The sequence below is a fragment of the Pseudomonas sp. FYR_7 genome (assembly GCF_043106155.1).
Lineage (GTDB): Bacteria > Pseudomonadota > Gammaproteobacteria > Pseudomonadales > Pseudomonadaceae > Aquipseudomonas > Aquipseudomonas parafulva_B.
The window spans coordinates 44,754-63,734 of sequence record NZ_JBICMI010000040.1; the positions used below are offsets into that span (position 1 = coordinate 44,754).

At 63.6% G+C, this 18,981-nt stretch carries 19 protein-coding genes and 1 riboswitch; of the genes, 11 read left to right on the top strand and 8 right to left on the bottom strand.

Translation table 11 applies throughout. From position 1 onward, the window contains the following. The first annotated feature begins 23 nt into the window (after window positions 1-23). From ACF8R3_RS09915 to ACF8R3_RS09960, 10 genes are all read left to right on the top strand, one after another. Entirely contained in the window at window positions 24-689 is a 666-nt protein-coding gene (locus ACF8R3_RS09915) for a riboflavin synthase (protein ID WP_392515546.1), read from the top strand. An 18-nt stretch (window positions 690-707) separates the two neighbouring features. Continuing rightward, window positions 708-1,799: a bifunctional 3,4-dihydroxy-2-butanone-4-phosphate synthase/GTP cyclohydrolase II gene (ribBA, locus tag ACF8R3_RS09920; RefSeq protein ID WP_392515547.1), complete on the top strand. Its 1,092-nt coding sequence runs from the start codon at window positions 708-710 to the stop codon at window positions 1,797-1,799. 92 nt (window positions 1,800-1,891) lie between these two features. Next, window positions 1,892-2,368 (top strand): 6,7-dimethyl-8-ribityllumazine synthase, encoded by a 477-nt coding sequence (ribE, locus tag ACF8R3_RS09925; RefSeq protein ID WP_023534949.1) that lies wholly within the window; start codon window positions 1,892-1,894, stop codon window positions 2,366-2,368. Next, complete coding sequence (gene nusB / locus ACF8R3_RS09930) at window positions 2,365-2,865, top strand: transcription antitermination factor NusB (protein WP_144965412.1); 501 nt, start codon at window positions 2,365-2,367, stop codon at window positions 2,863-2,865. Before ribE ends, nusB begins: the two co-directional genes overlap by 4 nt. Before the next feature lie 18 nt (window positions 2,866-2,883). After that, the gene (thiL, locus tag ACF8R3_RS09935; protein WP_058638690.1) at window positions 2,884-3,858 is read left to right on the top strand and encodes a thiamine-phosphate kinase; all 975 of its coding nucleotides are present in this window, start codon (window positions 2,884-2,886) and stop codon (window positions 3,856-3,858) included. Beyond that, the gene (locus tag ACF8R3_RS09940; RefSeq protein WP_023535011.1) at window positions 3,855-4,358 is read left to right on the top strand and encodes a phosphatidylglycerophosphatase A; all 504 of its coding nucleotides are present in this window, start codon (window positions 3,855-3,857) and stop codon (window positions 4,356-4,358) included. Before thiL ends, ACF8R3_RS09940 begins: the two co-directional genes overlap by 4 nt. A 13-nt stretch (window positions 4,359-4,371) precedes the next feature. Continuing rightward, on the top strand, window positions 4,372-5,112 hold the full coding sequence (locus ACF8R3_RS09945) for an ABC transporter substrate-binding protein (RefSeq protein WP_058603974.1): 741 nt from the start codon (window positions 4,372-4,374) through the stop codon (window positions 5,110-5,112). Between the two features lie 133 nt (window positions 5,113-5,245). Beyond that, window positions 5,246-5,863, top strand: a complete 618-nt coding sequence (gene ribA / locus ACF8R3_RS09950; RefSeq protein WP_023534989.1) for a GTP cyclohydrolase II — start codon at window positions 5,246-5,248, stop codon at window positions 5,861-5,863. Continuing rightward, window positions 5,860-6,279 (top strand): hypothetical protein, encoded by a 420-nt coding sequence (locus ACF8R3_RS09955; protein WP_058603975.1) that lies wholly within the window; start codon window positions 5,860-5,862, stop codon window positions 6,277-6,279. The genes ribA and ACF8R3_RS09955 overlap by 4 nt, the downstream gene beginning before the upstream one ends. Next, window positions 6,279-7,097, top strand: coding sequence for a cobalamin-binding protein (locus tag ACF8R3_RS09960; RefSeq protein ID WP_078479189.1), 819 nt, complete (start codon window positions 6,279-6,281; stop codon window positions 7,095-7,097). Before ACF8R3_RS09955 ends, ACF8R3_RS09960 begins: the two co-directional genes overlap by 1 nt. Here the strand turns inward: ACF8R3_RS09960 and ACF8R3_RS09965 are convergent. The 8 genes from ACF8R3_RS09965 to ACF8R3_RS10000 all read right to left on the bottom strand — a co-directional run bounded on the left by ACF8R3_RS09965 (window position 7,069) and on the right by ACF8R3_RS10000 (window position 16,353). Further along, window positions 7,069-8,940, bottom strand: a complete 1,872-nt coding sequence (locus ACF8R3_RS09965) for a TonB-dependent receptor domain-containing protein (RefSeq protein ID WP_392515548.1) — start codon at window positions 8,938-8,940, stop codon at window positions 7,069-7,071. The genes ACF8R3_RS09960 and ACF8R3_RS09965 overlap by 29 nt on opposite strands. A gap of 176 nt (window positions 8,941-9,116) precedes the next feature. Continuing rightward, window positions 9,117-11,012, bottom strand: coding sequence for a 1-deoxy-D-xylulose-5-phosphate synthase (gene dxs, locus ACF8R3_RS09970; protein WP_167339124.1), 1,896 nt, complete (start codon window positions 11,010-11,012; stop codon window positions 9,117-9,119). A gap of 118 nt (window positions 11,013-11,130) precedes the next feature. Beyond that, window positions 11,131-12,018, bottom strand: a complete 888-nt coding sequence (gene ispA / locus ACF8R3_RS09975) for a (2E,6E)-farnesyl diphosphate synthase (RefSeq protein WP_392515549.1) — start codon at window positions 12,016-12,018, stop codon at window positions 11,131-11,133. Continuing rightward, window positions 12,015-12,257 (bottom strand): exodeoxyribonuclease VII small subunit, encoded by a 243-nt coding sequence (locus tag ACF8R3_RS09980; RefSeq protein ID WP_023534977.1) that lies wholly within the window; start codon window positions 12,255-12,257, stop codon window positions 12,015-12,017. Before ACF8R3_RS09980 ends, ispA begins: the two co-directional genes overlap by 4 nt. Before the next feature lie 125 nt (window positions 12,258-12,382). Further along, the gene (gene ribB, locus ACF8R3_RS09985; protein WP_058638664.1) at window positions 12,383-13,033 is read right to left on the bottom strand and encodes a 3,4-dihydroxy-2-butanone-4-phosphate synthase; all 651 of its coding nucleotides are present in this window, start codon (window positions 13,031-13,033) and stop codon (window positions 12,383-12,385) included. A gap of 80 nt (window positions 13,034-13,113) precedes the next feature. Further along, a riboswitch (FMN riboswitch) is annotated at window positions 13,114-13,255 on the bottom strand. Window positions 13,256-13,313: 58 nt separating this feature from the next. After that, complete coding sequence (locus ACF8R3_RS09990) at window positions 13,314-14,234, bottom strand: alpha/beta hydrolase (protein WP_058638663.1); 921 nt, start codon at window positions 14,232-14,234, stop codon at window positions 13,314-13,316. An 80-nt stretch (window positions 14,235-14,314) separates the two neighbouring features. Next, complete coding sequence (locus ACF8R3_RS09995; protein WP_058638662.1) at window positions 14,315-15,661, bottom strand: sensor histidine kinase; 1,347 nt, start codon at window positions 15,659-15,661, stop codon at window positions 14,315-14,317. Further along, on the bottom strand, window positions 15,661-16,353 hold the full coding sequence (locus tag ACF8R3_RS10000; RefSeq protein ID WP_058638661.1) for a response regulator transcription factor: 693 nt from the start codon (window positions 16,351-16,353) through the stop codon (window positions 15,661-15,663). The genes ACF8R3_RS09995 and ACF8R3_RS10000 overlap by 1 nt, the downstream gene beginning before the upstream one ends. A 182-nt stretch (window positions 16,354-16,535) precedes the next feature. Between ACF8R3_RS10000 and ACF8R3_RS10005 the strand changes: the two genes are divergently transcribed. Further along, window positions 16,536-18,710 carry a TonB-dependent siderophore receptor gene (locus ACF8R3_RS10005; RefSeq protein WP_392515550.1) on the top strand — a complete coding sequence of 725 codons (2,175 nt, stop codon included), beginning with the start codon at window positions 16,536-16,538 and terminating at the stop codon, window positions 18,708-18,710. Window positions 18,711-18,981: the final 271 nt, after the last annotated feature.

The window sequence follows — 18,981 nt, forward strand, 5'->3', positions numbered from 1 at the left end:
GCACACCGTTTTGAGGAAGACCCATGTTCACCGGCATCATCGAATCCATCGGCACCATCCGCAGCCTGACGCCCAAAGGCGGCGACGTGCGCGTGCACGTCGACACCGGCAAGCTCAACCTGGGTGACGTCAAGCTTGGCGACAGCATCGCCGTCAATGGCGTGTGCCTGACGGCGGTGGAGTTGCCGGGCAACGGCTTCTGGGCCGATGTCAGCGTGGAAACCCTCAAGCGCACGGCCTTCGTCGACCTGAAAAGTGGCAGCAAGGTCAACCTTGAAAAAGCGCTGACGCCCACCACCCGCCTGGGAGGGCACCTGGTCAGCGGCCATGTCGACGGCGTGGGCGAAATCATCTCGCGCAGCGATAACGCCCGCGCCATCCAGTTTCGCGTGCGTGCGCCGCGAGAACTGGCCAAGTACATCGCCCACAAGGGTTCGATCACCGTCGATGGCACCAGCCTGACGGTCAATGAGGTCAATGGCGCCGAATTCGAGCTGACCATCGTCCCGCACACCCTGTCCGAAACCATCATGGCCGACTACCGCGCAGGGCGTCGGGTTAACCTTGAGGTCGACCTGCTGGCCCGTTACCTGGAGCGCTTGCTGCTGGGCGACAAGGCGGCCGAGCCGAGCAAGGGCAGTGGCATCACCGAAAGTTTCCTGGCCGCCAACGGCTTCTTGAAATCCTGATTGAGAAGGGGGTGCCGCGTGGCGCTCAACAGCATCGAAGAACTGGTCGAAGACATCCGCCAGGGCAAAATGGTCATCCTGATGGATGACGAAGACCGCGAGAACGAAGGCGATATCATCATGGCAGCCGAATGCTGCCAGCCCGAGCACATCAACTTCATGGCCAAGCACGCCCGTGGCCTGATCTGCATGCCAATGACCCGCGAACGTTGCGAAACCCTCAAGCTGCCGCTGATGGCGCCGCGCAATGGTTCGGGTTTCGGCACCAAGTTCACCGTTTCGATCGAGGCGGCCGAAGGGGTCACCACCGGCATCTCCGCCGCCGACCGTGCCCGCACCGTGCAAGCGGCTGCCGCCCGGGACGCCAAGGCTGAAGACATCGTCAGCCCCGGGCATATCTTCCCGCTCATGGCTCAGCCAGGCGGTACGCTGGCACGCGCCGGGCACACCGAGGCAGCCTGCGACCTGGCACGCATGGCCGGGTTCGAACCCAGCGGCGTGATCTGCGAGGTGATGAACGACGACGGCACCATGTCGCGCCGCGCCGAACTGGAAGTGTTCGCGGCCGAGCACGGCCTGAAGATCGGCACCATCGCCGATCTCATTCACTACCGCATGATCCACGAGCGCACCGTGCAGCGGGTTTCCGAGCAGTCGGTGGAAAGCGAGCTGGGCGAGTTCAACCTGGTCACCTACCGCGATGCGGTGGAAGGTGACGTGCACATGGCCTTGACCCTGGGCACCATCTGCGCCGAAGAGCCCACCCTGGTGCGGGTGCACAACATGGACCCGCTGCGTGACCTGCTGCTGGTCAAGCAGCCGGGCCGCTGGAGCCTGCGCGCCGCCATGGCCGCCGTGGCCGAAGCCGGAAGCGGTGTGGTGCTGCTGCTGGGGCACCCGCTTGATGGCGACGTGCTGCTCGCGCATATCCGCGAAAGCGCAGGCGATGCACCGGCCAAGACCCCGACCACCTACAGCACCGTGGGTGCCGGTTCGCAGATCCTGCGTGACCTGGGCGTGCGCAAGATGCGCCTGATGAGTTCGCCGATGAAGTTCAATGCGATATCCGGATTCGACCTGGAAGTTGTAGAATACGTGCCCTCCAAGTGACTTGAGGCGGCAATGACGCCCTGCAGCTCGAGTCCATACCCCTGTCGAGGCCGCCAGCAAGCGGCCTTGCGTTTGAAGATGAGAATATCGCAATGACCCTGAAGACCATCGAAGGTACCTTCATTGCCCCCAAAGGTCGCTATGCTTTGGTGGTTGGCCGCTTCAACAGCTTCGTTGTCGAAAGCCTGGTAAGTGGTGCCGTTGATGCCCTGGTACGCCATGGCGTCAGCGAAAACGACATCACCATCATCCGTGCACCTGGCGCGTTCGAAATTCCGCTGGTTGCCCAGAAGGTCGCCCAACAGGGTGCTTACGACGCGATCATCGCACTGGGCGCTGTGATCCGTGGCGGCACCCCGCACTTTGAATACGTGGCGGGCGAGTGCACCAAGGGCCTGGCCCAGGTGTCCATGGAGTTCGGTGTCCCTGTGGCGTTCGGCGTACTGACCGTCGACTCCATCGAGCAGGCCATCGAGCGTTCCGGCACCAAGGCCGGCAACAAAGGTGCAGAAGCCGCCCTGTCTGCCCTGGAAATGGTAAGCCTGCTGGCGCAGTTGGAGGCCAAGTGATTAGCGACGAAAGCGATCGTTTCAACCCGCGCGATCCCAAACCTGCGGATGCCGGCAAGCCATCGAAGAGCGCCAAGCGCCGTGAAGCCCGCAAGCTCGCGACCCAAGCGCTGTATCAATGGCACATGGCGCAGCATTCGTTGAACGAGATCGAAGCGCAGTTTCGGGTCGATAACGATTTTGCGGATGTCGACGGCGCCTACTTCCGTGAAATCCTGCATGGCGTTCCGGCCATCAAGGACGAAATCGACGGTGCGCTCAAGCCCTGCCTGGACCTGAGCCTCGACGAGCTCGACCCGGTCGAACTGGCCGTGTTGCGTCTGTCCACTTGGGAATTCATCAAGCGCATCGACGTGCCTTATCGCGTTGTGATCAACGAAGGCGTCGAACTGGCCAAGGTCTTCGGCGCCACCGACGGCCACAAGTTCGTCAACGGCGTGCTCGACAAACTGGCACCGACGCTGCGCGAAGTCGAAGTCAAGGCGAACAAGCGCTGATTGCGGCGCAGCCTGGCCATGGGTGAGTTCGAGCTGATCAACCGTTACTTCGCCTCCGCGCACTGTGCAGTGCACGGCGAGGGCGAAGGGGTGGCGCTGGGCATCGGTGACGACTGTGCCCTGCTGGATCTCCCTCCCGGTGAGCAGTTGGCCGTCTCGACCGACACCCTGGTAGCCGGCGTGCATTTCCCTGCCGTCTGCGACCCGAAGCTGCTGGGGCAGCGCTGCCTGGCCGTCGCTGTCAGTGATCTGGCCGCCATGGGCGCCACTGCGATCGGCTTCACGCTGGCCCTTACCCTGCCTGACGTCAGCCACGATTGGTTGGAGGAGTTTTCGGCAGGGCTCAGCCGCATGGCACACCGTTGCCGCATGAGCCTGATTGGCGGTGACACGACCCGGGGTCCGTTGAGCATCACCGTGACGGTGTTCGGCCGTGTGCCCACCGGGCAGGCATTACGACGCACTGGCGCCCAGCCAGGCGACCTGCTGTATGTCGGTGGCTCGCTGGGCAAGGCCGCTGGCGCCTTGCCCCTGGTGCTCGGGCAGCGCCAGGCACCGCCGGCCGTGGCAGCGCCGCTGCTGGCCCACTATTGGGCGCCCATGCCGCAGCTCACCCTCGGTGCCTTGCTCAGAGGGCACGCTACGGCGGCACTCGATATTTCCGATGGCTTGCTAGCCGATTGCGGTCATATCGCCAAGGCCTCTGGCGTGGCGCTCGAGGTGAACCTGGCACAAGTGCCGGTGTCCCCCGAAGTGGAGGCGTTCCTGGGGCGCGAGGCGGCCGTGCAGGCAGCGCTCGCCGGTGGTGACGACTACATCCTGGCGTTCACGGCACCCCCGGACGCCTTGACGCACCTTGCGCACTTTGGCTTCATCCAGGTCTACCCCATTGGCCGCGTACTGCAAGGGCAGGGCGTGTCCCTGCGCGACGCGCACGGTCAGGACATCACGCCTCGGCAGCGGGGCTACCAACACTTTAGGGAGATACCGTGACCGACCACCCCAATCAGGTGCCTGCGGAGTTCGTTCCGCCATCGGTCTGGCGCAACCCTTGGCACTTCATCGCGTTCGGGTTCGGCTCCGGCACCTTGCCCAAGGCGCCTGGCACCTGGGGCTCGCTGGTGGCGATACCCTTCATTCCGCTCTGGCAGATGCTGCCCGATTGGGGCTACTGGCTGGTACTGGGTATCACCATGCTGTTCGGCTTTTGGCTGTGCGGCAAGGTGGCCAATGACTTGCGCGTGCATGATCATGAAGGCATCGTCTGGGACGAAATGGTCGGCATGTGGATTACGCTGTGGCTGGTGCCCGATGGCTGGCAGTGGCTGTTGGCGGGCTTTCTGATGTTCCGCTTCTTCGACATCCTCAAGCCTTGGCCCATCCGTTGGATTGATCGTCACGTCCATGGCGGCGTCGGCATCATGCTCGATGACGTGCTGGCCGGCGTCTTCGCCTGGTTGGGCATGCAGGTTCTGGTATGGGCTGTCGCATAGAACGGGGGCTGCCATGGTGCTGAAGGGTATGCTGCTGGCATTACTGATGGTCGCGGCCCCGTGGGCGACTGCCGGCGATAGCCAACCTGACCAGGTTCACCTGGTCAGCGAGGAGTGGGCCGACTACACCAACGCAGATGGCACCGGTGTGGCCTGGGACGTGATGCGTAAGGTGTTCCAGCCCGCAGGGATCGAGGTCGTGCCGCAGAGTGCGCCCTACAGCCGTGCCATTGGCCTGGTCAAACGTGGCGAGGCTGATGCCTGGGTCGGCTCCTACAAGAACGAAAGTGAAGACAACCTCTACCCTCGCTGGCATTTCGACGTCGACCATGTCTACGCCCTCGGGCTTGCCAGCAAGCCGGCCCCCACACTGGCAACCATAGGCGACTATCGCCTGGCCTGGGTGCGTGGCTATGCCTATGGCAAATACTTGCCCCGCGTGCGGGAGTACCGTGAAATCCAGCGGCGCGAAGGCATTCTGCCCATGCTTGAGCATGACCGGGTGGACTTCTATGTCGACGCCATGACCGAAGTGGACTACGTCATTGGGCAAAGCTCGCAACCTGATCGATTCCGGCGTACCCACGTGGTCGAGCTGCCCATGTACCTGGCGTTCGCCCGCAGTGAACGGGGTGAGGCACTGCGTGATGTGTTCGACAAACGCATGGCCGAACTGGTGCGCAGCGGCGAACTCAGGCCGATATTCGAGCGTTGGAAACAGCCTTATCCTTTCGATACCAGCGCCAAGCCGTAGCGCGTTGCGTATAACCGCACCTGCCACGCATCGAGGTTTTCGATAATAACCGGCGGTATACTGCCGGAGCACTGCTCGTAAGCTGCTGATACAATCGGTCCATTGAAATTCCCACTTATCCCAGGAGCACAACGTGCCCGTCGTCTTTGTTGCAGCCTCTAAACTCCCGACGCCTTTCGCGACTTTCACCATGCACGGCTTTCTGGATGAAGCCACCGGCCGCGAGCACGTGGTGCTCAGCCTGGGTGATATCGCCGATGGGCAGCCGGTATTGGGGCGCCTGCATTCCGAGTGCCTGACCGGCGACGCCTTGTTCAGTCAACGCTGTGATTGCGGGTCGCAACTCGAAGCTGCCCTCCAGGCGATCGCCCGAGAAGGCCGTGGCGTGCTGCTTTACCTGCGCCAGGAAGGCCGTGGCATTGGCCTGCTGAACAAGATCCGCGCCTATGAACTGCAGGACGGCGGGGCGGACACGGTCGAAGCCAATGAGCGCCTCGGGTTTGCCGCCGACCAACGCGACTACGCCATCTGCCTGCCAATGCTAGAGCACCTGGGAGTCAAGGCGTTGCGCTTGATGACCAACAACCCGCGCAAGGTCAAGGCCCTGACCGACATGGATATCGTGGTGGCCGAGCGTGTGCCGCTGCATACCGGGCACAACCCGCACAACAGCCATTACCTGGCGACCAAGGCCGGCAAGCTGGGCCATATGCTGGGCAACGAACACCAGGGCGAGGTGCCCCAGGCGTGACCCGTGCCGAGGTCAAGCGGCGTCTTGCCCTGGCCTGGTGGCAATACCTGGCGGTGGGCCTCGTGCCGCTGCCGGTCATGGCCTGGGCCTTTGGCGGTGGCGAGGCGATGATTCCCATGTTGGCCATGCCGCTGTTCATCGCTGGCGCAGCCACATTGTTTCTCACCTTGCCGCGCTTCGGGGCCTACAAGCGCGCGCTGATTGCCACCTCCAAGGCCCTCGGTACCGAAGCCGAGCCTGCTGCGTGGATCGAACTGGCTCGCGTGCGGCGCCTGGCCATGACCTATGCCTGCTTCCCCGCCTGGGTAGCCGCGGTGTCGGTGCTGGTAGGGCTGGAGACCGTCCCGCAGGTGCTGCTGGCCTTGTCCACCGTGGTGTTGCTGTACCTGTACCGCCTGCCGCCTCAGCTCGGCTGATGCGCCGGCTCATTGCGGGGCTGGCGCTTCTGGCCTGTAGCCTGGCGAGCGCTGGGCCAGTGCGCGTCGTCAGCCTGGCGCCGTCGATGACGGACATCATGCTCGAACTTCAGGCAGGCGATCTGCTGGTGGGGGTGCTCGATGGGGGGGAACGGCCCCCTGCGCTGCGAGCGCTCCCCTCGGTGGGGCGCTATGGCCAGCTGGATATGGAGCGCTTGCTCAGTCTGCGCCCTGATCTGCTCTTGCTGTGGCCGGGCAGCGTACCCCCTGCGCAGCGCGACCAGCTCAAGCGTCTAGGCATCCCTACTTTCAGCGCAGAGCCCCGCGGCATCGAACAGTTGATTGGCCAGATCGAAGAAATTGCCGAGCACGTGGGCCGCGCTGATCAAGGGCGCCGCTACGCTCACGCCTTGCGGGCACGATTGAAGGCACTGCGCCAGCAATACCACCGTGACAGGCCTCTGCAGGTCTTCTACCAAGTCTGGGATCACCCTTTGTACACCCTGGGTGGGCAACAAGTGATCAGCGATGCGCTCGCCGTCTGTGGTGCGCGGAATGTCTTTGCGGATTTGAACCCGGCAGCGCCACAGGTGAGCGTGGAGTCGGTCATCGCCCGCGACCCCGACATCATCCTGGCCGCAGATGTGCAACAGTTGGCCAGCTGGAAGGCCTGGCCGATGCTGCGCGCGGTGGCGCAGGACGGCTTGCTGGTGGTACCGGACAACGGCATCGAGCGCCCCAGTGGGCAGATGATCGAAGCGACGGCTCGCCTGTGCGAACTGCTAGCTGCTAGAGCGCCGGTGTCCAGGTCACGCTGAACAACAACGTGCGCCCTTCTTCCCGATAGGCGTGGGGGTTGCCCTCGTAGCTGTACAGGGCGCGGCTGTAGCCACGGTCGAACAGGTTGTCCAGCTTCGCCTCCACCGTCAGCGCCTCGGTGGCTGCCCAACTGCCGCGCAGCCCCAGCAGCCCGTACCCACCCAAACGGCTGCGGTTGCCTTCATCGTCGTAGCTGCTGCTGACGGCTTGCACACTGGCACCGACGCCGAAGGGACCCACACGGCGGTCCAGATCCAGGCTCAGGGTGCGGCGTGCCCGTCGGGCCAATGTATGGCCACTGTCGCGGTCTCGGGGGTCGATCATCGCCAGGCCCAGCTGGCTGCTCCAGTCGCCCCACTGCTGGGCCAGGGCCAGCTCTACACCGTCGACGCGCGCCGAGGCCACGTTGCGGGGAATAGCATCCTGGCCGAACACGATCGCATCGCGCAGGTCGGTGCGGTACAAGGAAGCCTCCAGGCGGGTGTCGGAAGACAGCTGGCTGCGCCACTGCACTTCATGGGTTCTAGAATGCTCGGGGTCCAGGTCAGGGTTGCTGAACTGCGGGTAGTACAGGTCGTTGAACGTAGGTGCCCGGAAACCTTCGCTATAGGACAGCACTACATCATTGCGATCATCCAGCGCAACGGTCACGCTGCCACTCCAGGTGGTATGGGTGCCGAATTGCTCGTTGCGGTCCTGGCGTACGCCCACTTCAGTGGAAAACAGCGTGCCTTGGTAGCGGTGCTGAAGAAACACCGCCCGGTTCCAACGGCTGTCCTTTTCGAAGTCGGTACTGGCGTGCACCCGGTCCTGATACCAGTCGGCACCGGCGAGCAGGCTGTGCTGGTCGTCCAGCGCCAAGTCGTTCTGCCACGTCATCTGGTCGCGGTAGGTATTGAACACAAAGCGTTCACTGCTCAACATGTCGCGCTTGTCGTCACGGTTTTCGCTGTGCGCTACCTCCAGCCGCGTGTGCCAGTTGTCGTTGGGCTGGGCGTCGAGGTAACTGCCCAGGCTGGCGATACTGAAGTCGGTGTAAGGCTGCTGGCCGACGCTTTCGTAGGTGACAGGGTCGAAGCCGCCGAATGGGTTGTCGTATTGACTGCGGCCCTGACTGTGCAGCAGGTTCATGCCGACTTCCACGCGCTCGCCGAGCGTCTGGCTCAGGCTGAAGTTGAGCGATTTGTTACGGTAAGCGTCATGGTCGGCGTCGCTGCCGAACGACGGTCCTGTTGAATCGATGCCTGCCGTTTCGTCCAGGCTTGCGCCCAGGTTGAAGCGCGTTGAGCCGTCGGCGCCCGACACACCCAGGCTGCGCTGGAAGGTTTTTCGGCTACCGGCGGCCAGACGCACACGCGGGTGCAGGCCATCTCCGACGCTGCGCCGGGTGAACACCTGGATGACCCCGCCAATGGCATCGCTGCCATACACCGCCGACCGGGAGCCGCGAAGCACTTCGACACGCTCGATCTGGTCGACGTTGAGAAACTGCAGGCCGCTGTCGCCTGAAGTCGCGTTGGCGATGCGTACACCATCGACCAACACCAGCGTTTGCGCAGTCTTCGTGCCGCGAATGAAAAGGCCTGGCAAGCTGCCGCGTCCGCCGGTCGGTGCCACCTGCACGCCCGGCACGCGGCTGAGCAGGTCCATGACGCTGCTCGGTTGCAGGCGGTCGATATCGGTCCGGGTGAACACGGTGTTCGCAGCACTGGTTGCGGTGCGCGACTCTACTTGGCGGCTGGCGCTGATGAGCACATCGGGCAGTTTCAGGGCTTCGTCGCGTTCGGACGCCAGCAGGGGCAGAGGGAGGCAAAGCAGGGTGGCGAGGGTCGGGCTTTTCACGGGCGGTACACGTCTGCGAAGTCTGCGCACTCCAACACGACGGGGCCCAGCGGAGAAAGGCCCTTGCCCTCAGAGTCGCCATGAACGAAGAAAAAGCCGGCAATCACCGACCTCGTTGGGTAAATGAATGCCGGCTCGTTTGGCTGAGCAACAGGGCTGCAGCGCAGCCCTGCACGTCAAAGCCCCAGCTTGACCATGCGGGCTTTGACGCTCGCTTCGATGCCCGCTGCATCCAGCCCGCACTCTGCCAGCATCTGCGCAGGCTTGGCGTGTTCGACATAGAGGTCCGGCAAGCCCAGGTGCAGCAACGGCTTGACCACCGCCTCCCTGGCCAGGCACTCGCCTACGGCAGCACCGGCACCGCCCATGATGGCGTTCTCTTCGATGGTTACCAGCAGTTCGTGGCTACCTGCCATTTCCAGCACCAGGGATTCATCCAGAGGCTTGACGAAGCGCATGTCGACGACCGTGGCATTGATCTGTTCGGCCACTTGCAGGGCTTCGGCCAACTGTACGCCAAAGACCAACAGCGCGACCTTTTCACCCCGGCGACGCACAACGCCCTTGCCAATCTCCAGCGGTTCCAACCCCTCGTCGACAGCCGCGCCAGGGCCTGTACCGCGCGGATAGCGCACGGCAGCCGGGCCGTTGTACAGGTGGCCGGTGCTGAGCATTCTGCGCAGCTCGCTTTCGTCGCTGGGCGTCATCACCAGCATGCCAGGGATGCAGCGCAGGTAGGACAGGTCATAGCTGCCGGCATGGGTCGGGCCGTCTTCACCCACCAGACCGGCGCGGTCGATGGCGAACAGCACGTCCAGGTTCTGCACGGCCACGTCATGAATCAACTGGTCGTAGGCCCTCTGCAGGAAGGTCGAGTAGATAGCCACCACCGGCTTGCTACCTTCGCAAGCCATGCCCGCCGCGAGGGTGACGGCATGCTGTTCGGCAATCGCCACGTCGAAGTAGCGTTCAGGGTAGCGCTCGCTGAACGCCACCAGGTCGGAGCCTTCCTTCATGGCCGGCGTGATGCCGACAAGGCGATCGTCGGCAGCGGCCATGTCGCAGAGCCACTGGCCGAACACGGCGGAATACTTCGGTCCGCTGGCCTGTTTCGGCGCAACCGGCTTGTCCACGGGCTCGAGCTTGGTGATGGCGTGGTAGCCGATCGGGTCGATCTCGGCCGGGGCGAACCCCTTGCCCTTTTTGGTCACCACGTGCAGGAACTGCGGACCCTTGAGGTCGCGCATGTTGCGCAGGGTGGCGATCATCGTGGGCAGGTCGTGACCATCGATGGGGCCGATGTAGTTCCAGCCCAGCTCTTCGAACAGCGTGCCGGGGACCAGCATGCCCTTGGCATACTCTTCGGTACGCCGCGCTATTTCCCACGCACCTGGCAGGCGCGACAGCACTTTCTTGCTGCCTTCGCGCATGCTGGTGTAGGTGCGGCTGGAGAGGATCTTGGCCAGGTAGTTGGACAAGCCTCCCACATTGCGCGAAATCGACATGTCGTTGTCGTTGAGGATCACCAGCATATCGGCGTTGACTTCCTGGGCGTGGTTCAACGCCTCGAAGGCCATGCCCGCCGTGAGTGCGCCGTCGCCGATGACCGCAATGGACTTGCGAGCGCTGTTTTGCAGGCGCGCCGCAATGGCCATGCCCAGTGCCGCGCTGATCGATGTGCTGGAGTGACCGACGCCGAAGGTGTCGTACACGCTTTCGCTGCGGCGCGGGAAGGCGGCTACGCCGTCTTTCTGGCGCAGGCTGAGCATGCGGTTGCGGCGCCCGGTCAGAATCTTGTGCGGGTAGGCCTGGTGACCCACGTCCCATACCAGCCGGTCATCGGGGGTATCGAAGACGTAGTGCAGGGCGATGGTCAGCTCGATGACGCCCAGGCCGGCACCGAAGTGCCCACCGGTCTGGCCCACGGTATACAGAAGCTCCTGGCGCAACTCGTCGGCCAGGGTCTCCAGGTCGGCTTCGGCCAGGCGGCGCAAGCCATCTGGCGTGTCAGCTCGGTCTAGCAGCGGCGTGACCGGGCGTTCGCGGGGGATCTCTTGAAACGTCGTGGGCATCAGGCGAGTCGTTATAGGTGTATTAAGACGCGGCAGTTTACCCCATTGTAGGAAAAGCTGCCCATTCAGACGGGTGACGCGCGGGCGGCTTCGCAGCCATCGCGCGGTACTCACCAGGTCAGTTGCGGCGTTCGACGATATAGCGCGCCAGGGCTCGCAGTGGTTCGGCCTTTTCGTCGAACCTTTCCAATGCGACCAGTGCCTGGTCGCGCAGTTCGATCGCGTAGGCCTTGGCCGCCTCCATGCCCAGCAGGGCAGGGTAAGTCGGCTTGTCGCGGGCGATGTCGGCGCCCTGGCGTTTACCCAGTGTAGCCGTATCGCTTTCCACATCCAGGATGTCGTCCTGAACCTGGAAGGCCAGGCCAATGGCCTGCGCATACACCTGCAAGGCATCGAGCTGCGTCTGGTCGGCACGGGCACTGGCCAGCCCACCCAGGCGGACGCTGGCTTCGATCAGGGCACCGGTCTTGTGCCGGTGCATGAACGCCAAGGCCTGCTGGTCCAGCTTCATGCCCACCGAACCCAGGTCGATGGCTTGCCCGCCCACCATGCCAGCGGGACCGGCGGCCGTGGCCAGGGCCTGCACCATGGCCAGGCGAAGTGCGTCGGTCTGAGGGCTCAGGTGGGGGTCGAGCAATGCGTTGAAGGCCAGGCTTTGCAGGCCGTCACCGGCCAGAATGGCGCAGGCCTCGTCGAACGCCTTGTGTGTGGTCGGCTGGCCGCGACGCAGGTCGTCGTCGTCCATGGCCGGCAAGTCGTCATGGACCAGCGAGTAAGCGTGGATGAGCTCGACTGCGCAAGCGGCGCCGTTGGCGTACTCCGCCGGAGCGCCCAAGGCCTCGCAGGCCGCATAGACGAGCAGCGGGCGTACGCGCTTGCCGCCGTTCATCACGCTGTAGCGCATGGCGGCATACAGGCGCTCGAGTTCGGGAGTGGGGGCGATGAACAACGGCTCGAGTGCGCCATCGACACGGGCCTGGCAGGCGGACTGATAGGCACCGATCATGCCTCGGGTTCCACGTCGAAGGGTTGGGCGGTCAGTTCGCCATCGCGCTCCAGCAGCACCTGCACCTTCTGTTCGGCCTGAGCCAGGGCGCCTTGGCAATCACGCGTCAGGGCAATGCCTTGTTCGAAAGCGGCAAGTGAGTCCTCCAGGGACAACTCGCCGTTCTCCAGGCGCTCGACCAGTGCCTGCAACTCGGCAAGGGATTGCTCGAAATCAAGGGAAGCTTTTTTGCGGGCCATGGCGGCAGTCTCGGCGGTAGTCTGAACGCCGCGACACTAGCAGAGCAGGGCGGGGTGAGCAAACCGCCATTGGCACGGCAGCGCCGGGTTGGCGCCGCCGTCCAGGCCTTGGATGGCCAGGTCGATCAGATCGCCGGAGCCGTTTGCGCCTGCAGCGCCAGGCGATACTGCGCCAACTCATCGATGGTCAGCGTGGGCAGGTTGTACTGGCGCGCATAGACGGCCACTTCCTCGCCGCGAGCCATCGTGCCATCAGGGTTCATCAATTCGCACAAGACCGCTGCCGGCCGCAGCCCGGCCAGGCGCGCCAGGTCAACCGACCCTTCGGTGTGGCCGCGACGCGTGAGCACACCGCCATTGCGCGCGCGCAGCGGAAAAACATGCCCAGGGCTGACAATATGCCGTTGCTCGGCCGAAGAGCGCAGTGCAGCGGCGATCGTGGTGACCCGGTCCTGGGCGCTTACGCCAGTGGTGATGCCCTCGGCAGCTTCGATGGTGACCGTGAACCCGGTGCCGTGGCGGGCCTGGTTGTTCTGGACCATGGGTGCCAGTTGCAGCTCATCGACCGTTGCCTCGTCCAGGCACAGGCAGACGATGCCGCTGCAATCGCGGATCATCATGGCCATGGTCTGCAACGAAATGTTCTCGGCAGCGGCGATGATGTCCGCTTCATCTTCACGGTCGTCATCGTCAAGCAGCAGCACGGGGCGGCCGGCCTTGAACGCGGCGATGGCGGCAGTGACATTGGGAAAGTGCACAGGGTGCAAAGTAGACATGAAACGCTCCTCGTAAGTGATCGATGAACGTCTCGGGGCGAGCAAAATGCGTGCGCAGGGGTGCCCATGGGGCCCCTGCCTGACGCCTTCTTTCATCCGGACTATGACCGTCGGCCCTGGAATCTCACCAGGTCTGCTGACCTCCGGCACAGCCGGAGCGCTCGCGGGCTCATCTTTCGATTTACCGCCGGTGGGGACTTTCACCCCGCCCTGAAGACCGGGCAAGCATACCGCACCCGGTGCCTGGGTTGGCAACCCGCCGTCATGATCGGGGCCGCTGTCAGCGGCTGGACGAGGTGCCCTGCGGTGCTGCTTTGCTCAGGCTATCGATCAGCCAGTGCAGCGATGCCGGAAGCATCGGCCCATGCCCAAGGCCGTCGAACTGCTTGAAGGACACCTGCACGCCGTTGACCTGGGCCAGGCTGGCGGCGAGGCTCCGTGCCGTCTGATCGGCGTGGGGCTGGGCCGGTTCGCGGGGGCTGGCCGGCTCCAGTGAGCCACGCATCAACAGCACGCGTGGCTGGGCATCCCCCAACTGCGACGGCAGGCCTGCCGCTTCGCGCAGGATTGCGCCGTCGTGCCACCACAACGAGGGGCTGGCCGCCGCATAGACGGCGAATGACTTGGGACGGGTGAAGAGGGCATGAAGCACGGCCAGGCCACCATAGGAGTGTCCCCACAGGGTCTGCTGCCGGGGATCGATGCTCACCAGCGCTGCCAGCCTCGGGCGCATGCGCGTCTCCAGCAGGTCGAGAAACGTATCCACCCCGCCGCTGGGCTGCCCGGTGAGAGGGTCGCGCTGCTCGGTCTTTCCGGCAAGCGCCGGCGTGTAGTCGTAGGTTCGGCTGGCTCTGTCGATGCGCTGGTGGGTTTGGTAACCCACGGCGACCAGTACGGGGGCCTGGCCGGCGGCCAAGGCGTCGAGGCGTTGCCGGTCCAGGGCGCCCAGGGCTGCGTTGCCGTCCAGCATCCATAACACCGGGTAGCCGGTTGCGGGGGCGGCGCGCTTGGGCAGCCCTACCCATAGTCGGTAATGACGCGCGCCGTCTGCCGAGTCAAGGTCCAGTTGGGTGAATCGGTAGGCCAGGTCCTTGCGTGCCAGCAGCGTCGTATTCATCGGCTGGTCATGCTCAGGCTGGGCCGTGGCGGCACCGGTCACAAGGGCCAGCGCAAACGCCAGGCCCCGGATCATTCTGTTCATCAGGCATCTCTTCACGGCATTGCAGGCACTGCAACTCAAGCAGCCAGATGATAGTCAGCCTCCAACACGCGTAAAGCGCCTTAACTTTCTAAACCGTTGGCGCTGGCCGGCAGGGTCAGGTGCAGGTGCAAGCCTGGGTGAGCATTGCAGGCCCAGAGTCGGCCACCCTGCAATTGCACGGCGCGCCGGGCGATGGCCAGGCCCAGTCCAAAGCCTGCGCCGCTGGCGCTCAGCCGCTGGTAGGGTTGAAAGATACGCTCAAGCGCTGCCTCGGGCACGCCGGGGCCTTGATCGCGCACGCACAAGTGCCAATGCGCGCCTTCGCGCCAGCCCTCCAGACAGACGGTTCCATCGGGCGGAGAGTGTCGGATGGCGTTTCGCAGCAGGTTCTCCAGCGCCTGGGCCACGCTGTCCAGGTGCACCTGGACCACGCAGTCCTGCCCGAGCGTGCATGGCAGGCGCGCGAGGCTCCAGCCACTTTCGAAGCAGATGTCCTGGCACAGCGCCTCCCACAGCGATGTCATCAGGACCGGCTCGGTGGCCAGGACGGGCTGTTCGGTGTCCATCCAGGCCAGGTCGAGGGTGTCTTCCAGCAGTTTCTGCATATGGCTGGTTTCATAATCCATGCGCGCGCGTAGCTGGGCGGCAGGCAAGTTGCTGTCATGGGCAATACGCAGGCGTGCCAGCGGCGTGCGCAATTCGTGGGACAGTGTGCGCAATAGCAGCCGCTGCTGTTCCAGGCTCTGGCGCAAGCGATTGGCCATGTGATCGAAGGCCTGCGCCAGCTCGCCCAGCTCATCGCGCCGGTCTTGCAGGGGCAGGCCTGGGCTGTCCAGGTCATTGGCCCGCAGCGCGTCGGCGCGGTCACGCAGGCGGTTCAACGGGGCGACAAGGTGACGGTACAGTGCCAGCCCCATCAGCAGGGCCAGCAACGCCGGCGCCACGCCGTGGGTGACCAGGTGAGTCCAGGGTGTCAGCCCGGTGGGCAGTAGCCGCTCGGGCAGTTGCATGACCAGGCGCCCGTGTTCGGGGTGGCGCGGGAAGGCAATGCTGACGTAAGGCAGTTCGCCTTGCAGGCGGCGGCTCATGGGCCAGTTCAGCTTGCGCATGAAGGTCAGGTGACCTGCCTCCTCGGCTGTGAGCGGTGTGGTGCCCAGGCTTTGCAGGTAAGGGCCGACGACCGCTGCCCAGGTGTCCTCGGTCATTTGCACCTGCTTGCGCCAGGTCTCGACGCCCATGGCTCCCCCTTGCTCCCAGGCGAGCTCGGCCTGCCGGGCATAGCGCGCCAGGTAGTCCTGGTCGGCCTGGGCCAGGAAATAGGTGCTGCGCTCCACCGTCAGGCCCCAGGTCCAGATCAACCAGGTGAGCAGCAGGCAGAAGCTGACCTGCAGCAGGGCCAGCTTCCACAGCAGCGGATGTCGCCGCATCAGGCCGGGCTCTGCACGACCAGGACATAGCCTTGGCCACGCACAGCCTGGATGAGCAGATGCTGTATGCCGATGTCCGCCAGCTTGCGGCGCACGTTGCACACATGCACATCCAGGCCTCGATCCAGGCGCGTGTAGCCACGGTGCAGGACGGTCTGGTACAGGAAAGGCTTGCTCAGCGGCTCCCCGGCATGGGCGTGCAGGGTGATCAACAAGCGGAACTCCGAGCCAGTCAACCCAGCCGGCAGGCCGTTATGCATGACATCCTGTGCAGTGTGATCAAATACGGGCTCATCAGTACGCGTCGCCACGGGCGGCGTGCTGTGGAAGGCGACCCGACGCAACAGTGCATCGACCCGTGCATCCAGTTCCGCCAGACTGAAGGGCTTGGGCAGGTAATCGTCGGCACCCCGGGTAAATCCGGTGATGCGGTCCTGCTCGGCACCCAATGCCGACATGAGAATCACCGGTACTGCCTGCTTGCGCCGCAGTGCATCGAGCAGGCTCAGCCCGTCGAGACCTGGCAGCATGATATCCAGCAGCGCCAGGTCGAATACGCATCGGTGGGCATCGGCCAGCGCCGCGTCGCCCGTCGCGCATGCGTGTACCTCGAAGCCACGGTCGATGAAATGGCGGTAAAGGTCGTGGCGTAAGCGTGGGTCGTCTTCGACCAGCAGCAGGGAGGTGGGCACGGCGAGCCTTGAATGAGAATTTATATCAGTTGCAAATCATCCCACCGGACTCGACCCTAGGCAATGGCCCAATGTGTTAAGAAGGTTAATGCTGCTGCATGCCCTGTACCTGCTCCGGTATCGTTCGCAAAAAGCAATATGTTTCGTTTGCGAATTACTATCATATGGGCAAAGGGTGCGGCATGAACGTTTTCAGTGGGGCAGGGCGCGCGCGACGCGTGCGGGGATGGCTGGTGGCAGGGCTGGTGGCGCCGTTTTCACTTACGGCATTGGCGCAAGACGTAGCCATGGTGGTGAACGCTGACGATCCCCTCGACCTGCCGGCATTGACCATCGAGGGCAATCGGCTGTACGACATGCTGCCCTCCGAGGCCACTGGCGGGTACAGCGTGGACGCCGCCACCGTGGGCACCAAGACGCCAGCGGCCTTGAAGGACATCCCACAGTCGATCACCGTCTATACCCAGGATTACGTCAAGGATCGGCAGTTCGTCCACCTCGATGACCTGGCCAAATACACGGCCGGCCTGCGTACCCTGACCAACGACAGTGGTCGGTCATCAATCTACGCCCGTGGCTATGAGTACAGCGAATTCAACATCGACGGCCTGCCAGCACCGATGGCGAGCATCTTCGGGACCGTGCCATCGCTTGTGGCATTCGACCGTGTCGAGATCATGCGTGGCCCGGCCGGGCTGTTCAGCAGCACCAGCGAACTGGGCGGTATCGTCAACATGGTGCGCAAGCGGCCCACGGCCGACTTTCAGGGGCATGTCGAGGGCTACTACGGTACCTGGGATACCAATCACCAGGAACTGGACCTGAGCGGGCCGCTGGACGAAAACGGGCGGGTGCGTGGGCGCTTCATCGCCTCGCGCGACGACACCAATGGCGAAGTCGATTACAACGCCAATACCAGCAACAGCTACTACGGCGCGCTGGATGTCGACCTGGACGAGGCCACTACCCTGTCGTTCGGCCTGATCCACGAGGTCAAGAACATTACGCCGCACAATGGTTACCCGGCAACGTTGGACGGCAAGGTGCCTGACTTAAGCCATTCCCGTTTTCTGGGCGCAGACTGGAACGCGTTCGACGGCAAGACCACCGACCTGGTCGCTGAGCTGACCCATCGTTTCGACAACGGTGGCTATGGCCGCATCGCTGCACGCGGATCGCACCGCGATACCAACTATCTCTACGCGTTCACGGCTACAAACCCCACGACGGGCAAAAACTCCGAACGCGCCAGTGCGCGCGATTTCACCCAGGACACCTACGCGGTCGATGCCAGCTACAGCCAGCCCTTCGAAACCTTTGGCCAGGTCAGTGAGTTCGTCGTTGGCAGCGATTACAAGAACTACGACACCGAGTACCTGAACGGGGCCACGACGCTGGGCAACATCAACGTCAACACTTACTCACCCAAGCAGTTCGCCAAACCCGCTGCGAACTACACGACCGAGACGGGCATGCAGGAAGAGGAATACGGCTTGTATTCCAAGGTCACCTTCCGCCCGGTCGAGCGCCTGGCAGTGATCGCCGGCGGGCGGTTCAGTTGGTACCGTGGCGATTTCTACACCACGACCCTCAAGACCGGTGTCACTGCGGACGATAGCAAGCAGGTCGATGGTCATTTCACACCCTATACCGGTGCGGTCTACGACCTGTCCGAAAACCATGCGCTGTATTCCAGCTATTCGCAGGTGTTCAAGCCGCAGTCGGCGACCGATGGCGACGGCCGAGTACTCAAGCCACGTGAAGGCGAGCAGTACGAAGTGGGTATCAAGAGCAGCTATTTTGGCGGCGCACTCAATACGCGCCTGTCGGCATTTCGCCTGACCGACGAAAACCGCGCCACCACCCGTTACGACAGCGAAGGCGTCGCGACCAAGGACTCGGTAGCTGCCGGCAAGACACGGGTCAAGGGGGCAGAAGTGGAAGTCAGCGGCAAGCTGACCGATAACTGGGAGCTGCTGGGCGGTTACACCTGGATGGATACCGAAACCGTGAAGGGCGATGCCGAAACCACGTTCTTCATCATGCCGCGCCACCAGGCGTCGCTGTGGAGCAAATACACCATCAGCCAAGGCGCGCTCACCGGGCTGGCCATCGGTGGCGGCGTCTCGGCGATGAGCAATTTCCACTCGGAAAACGGCGGGGTACGCATTGATGCGCCAGGTTATGCCACCGTGGATGCCATGCTTTCCTACCCGGTGACCTCCAAACTGACTGCCACCGTCAACGTCAACAACCTGTTCGATCGCGATTACCTGTCGCGGGTGGGTTCGACATCCACGTTCAACTTCTACGGCCCGTCGCGCAGCGTGCTGGTGGGTGCGCGTTACGATTTCTAAAGGCGTGTGCTAAAGGACAATTCGGCGGCGCCTATAGGGTCTCGCCGCTTTGTTCTGGCTGAAAGACAGGCATTAAAAAGCCGGCTTGTGGCCGGCTTCTCGGGGACGCTTCCGACTAATTTATGGTAAGCCGCAATCGCCTTAACGGTGTGGCCAAAAGAGGCCTGAAAGAGATGGCTGATGCCCGTATGGGGTATCGCCGAGCCCTCTGGACTGGGGCTTGCGCCGGTCGGGGCTGATGTGCGCGTAGCATACAAGGGCACGCACCTGA

What these genes read in the sequence shown, in the direction of transcription:
- ribE (WP_023534949.1), top strand. Translation starts at nt 1,892, where the DNA reads ATGACCCTGAAGACCATCGAAGGTACCTTCATTGCCCCCAAAGGTCGC.
- ACF8R3_RS10005 (WP_392515550.1), top strand. Translation starts at nt 16,536, where the DNA reads ATGAACGTTTTCAGTGGGGCAGGGCGCGCGCGACGCGTGCGGGGATGG.
- ACF8R3_RS09960 (WP_078479189.1), top strand. Translation starts at nt 6,279, where the DNA reads ATGCGCCGGCTCATTGCGGGGCTGGCGCTTCTGGCCTGTAGCCTGGCG.
- ACF8R3_RS09945 (WP_058603974.1), top strand. Translation starts at nt 4,372, where the DNA reads ATGGTGCTGAAGGGTATGCTGCTGGCATTACTGATGGTCGCGGCCCCG.
- thiL (WP_058638690.1), top strand. Translation starts at nt 2,884, where the DNA reads ATGGGTGAGTTCGAGCTGATCAACCGTTACTTCGCCTCCGCGCACTGT.
- ACF8R3_RS09980 (WP_023534977.1), bottom strand. Translation starts at nt 12,257, where the DNA reads ATGGCCCGCAAAAAAGCTTCCCTTGATTTCGAGCAATCCCTTGCCGAG.
- ACF8R3_RS09995 (WP_058638662.1), bottom strand. Translation starts at nt 15,661, where the DNA reads ATGCGGCGACATCCGCTGCTGTGGAAGCTGGCCCTGCTGCAGGTCAGC.
- ispA (WP_392515549.1), bottom strand. Translation starts at nt 12,018, where the DNA reads ATGATCGGTGCCTATCAGTCCGCCTGCCAGGCCCGTGTCGATGGCGCA.
- ACF8R3_RS09990 (WP_058638663.1), bottom strand. Translation starts at nt 14,234, where the DNA reads ATGAACAGAATGATCCGGGGCCTGGCGTTTGCGCTGGCCCTTGTGACC.
- ACF8R3_RS09915 (WP_392515546.1), top strand. Translation starts at nt 24, where the DNA reads ATGTTCACCGGCATCATCGAATCCATCGGCACCATCCGCAGCCTGACG.
- dxs (WP_167339124.1), bottom strand. Translation starts at nt 11,012, where the DNA reads ATGCCCACGACGTTTCAAGAGATCCCCCGCGAACGCCCGGTCACGCCG.
- ribB (WP_058638664.1), bottom strand. Translation starts at nt 13,033, where the DNA reads ATGTCTACTTTGCACCCTGTGCACTTTCCCAATGTCACTGCCGCCATC.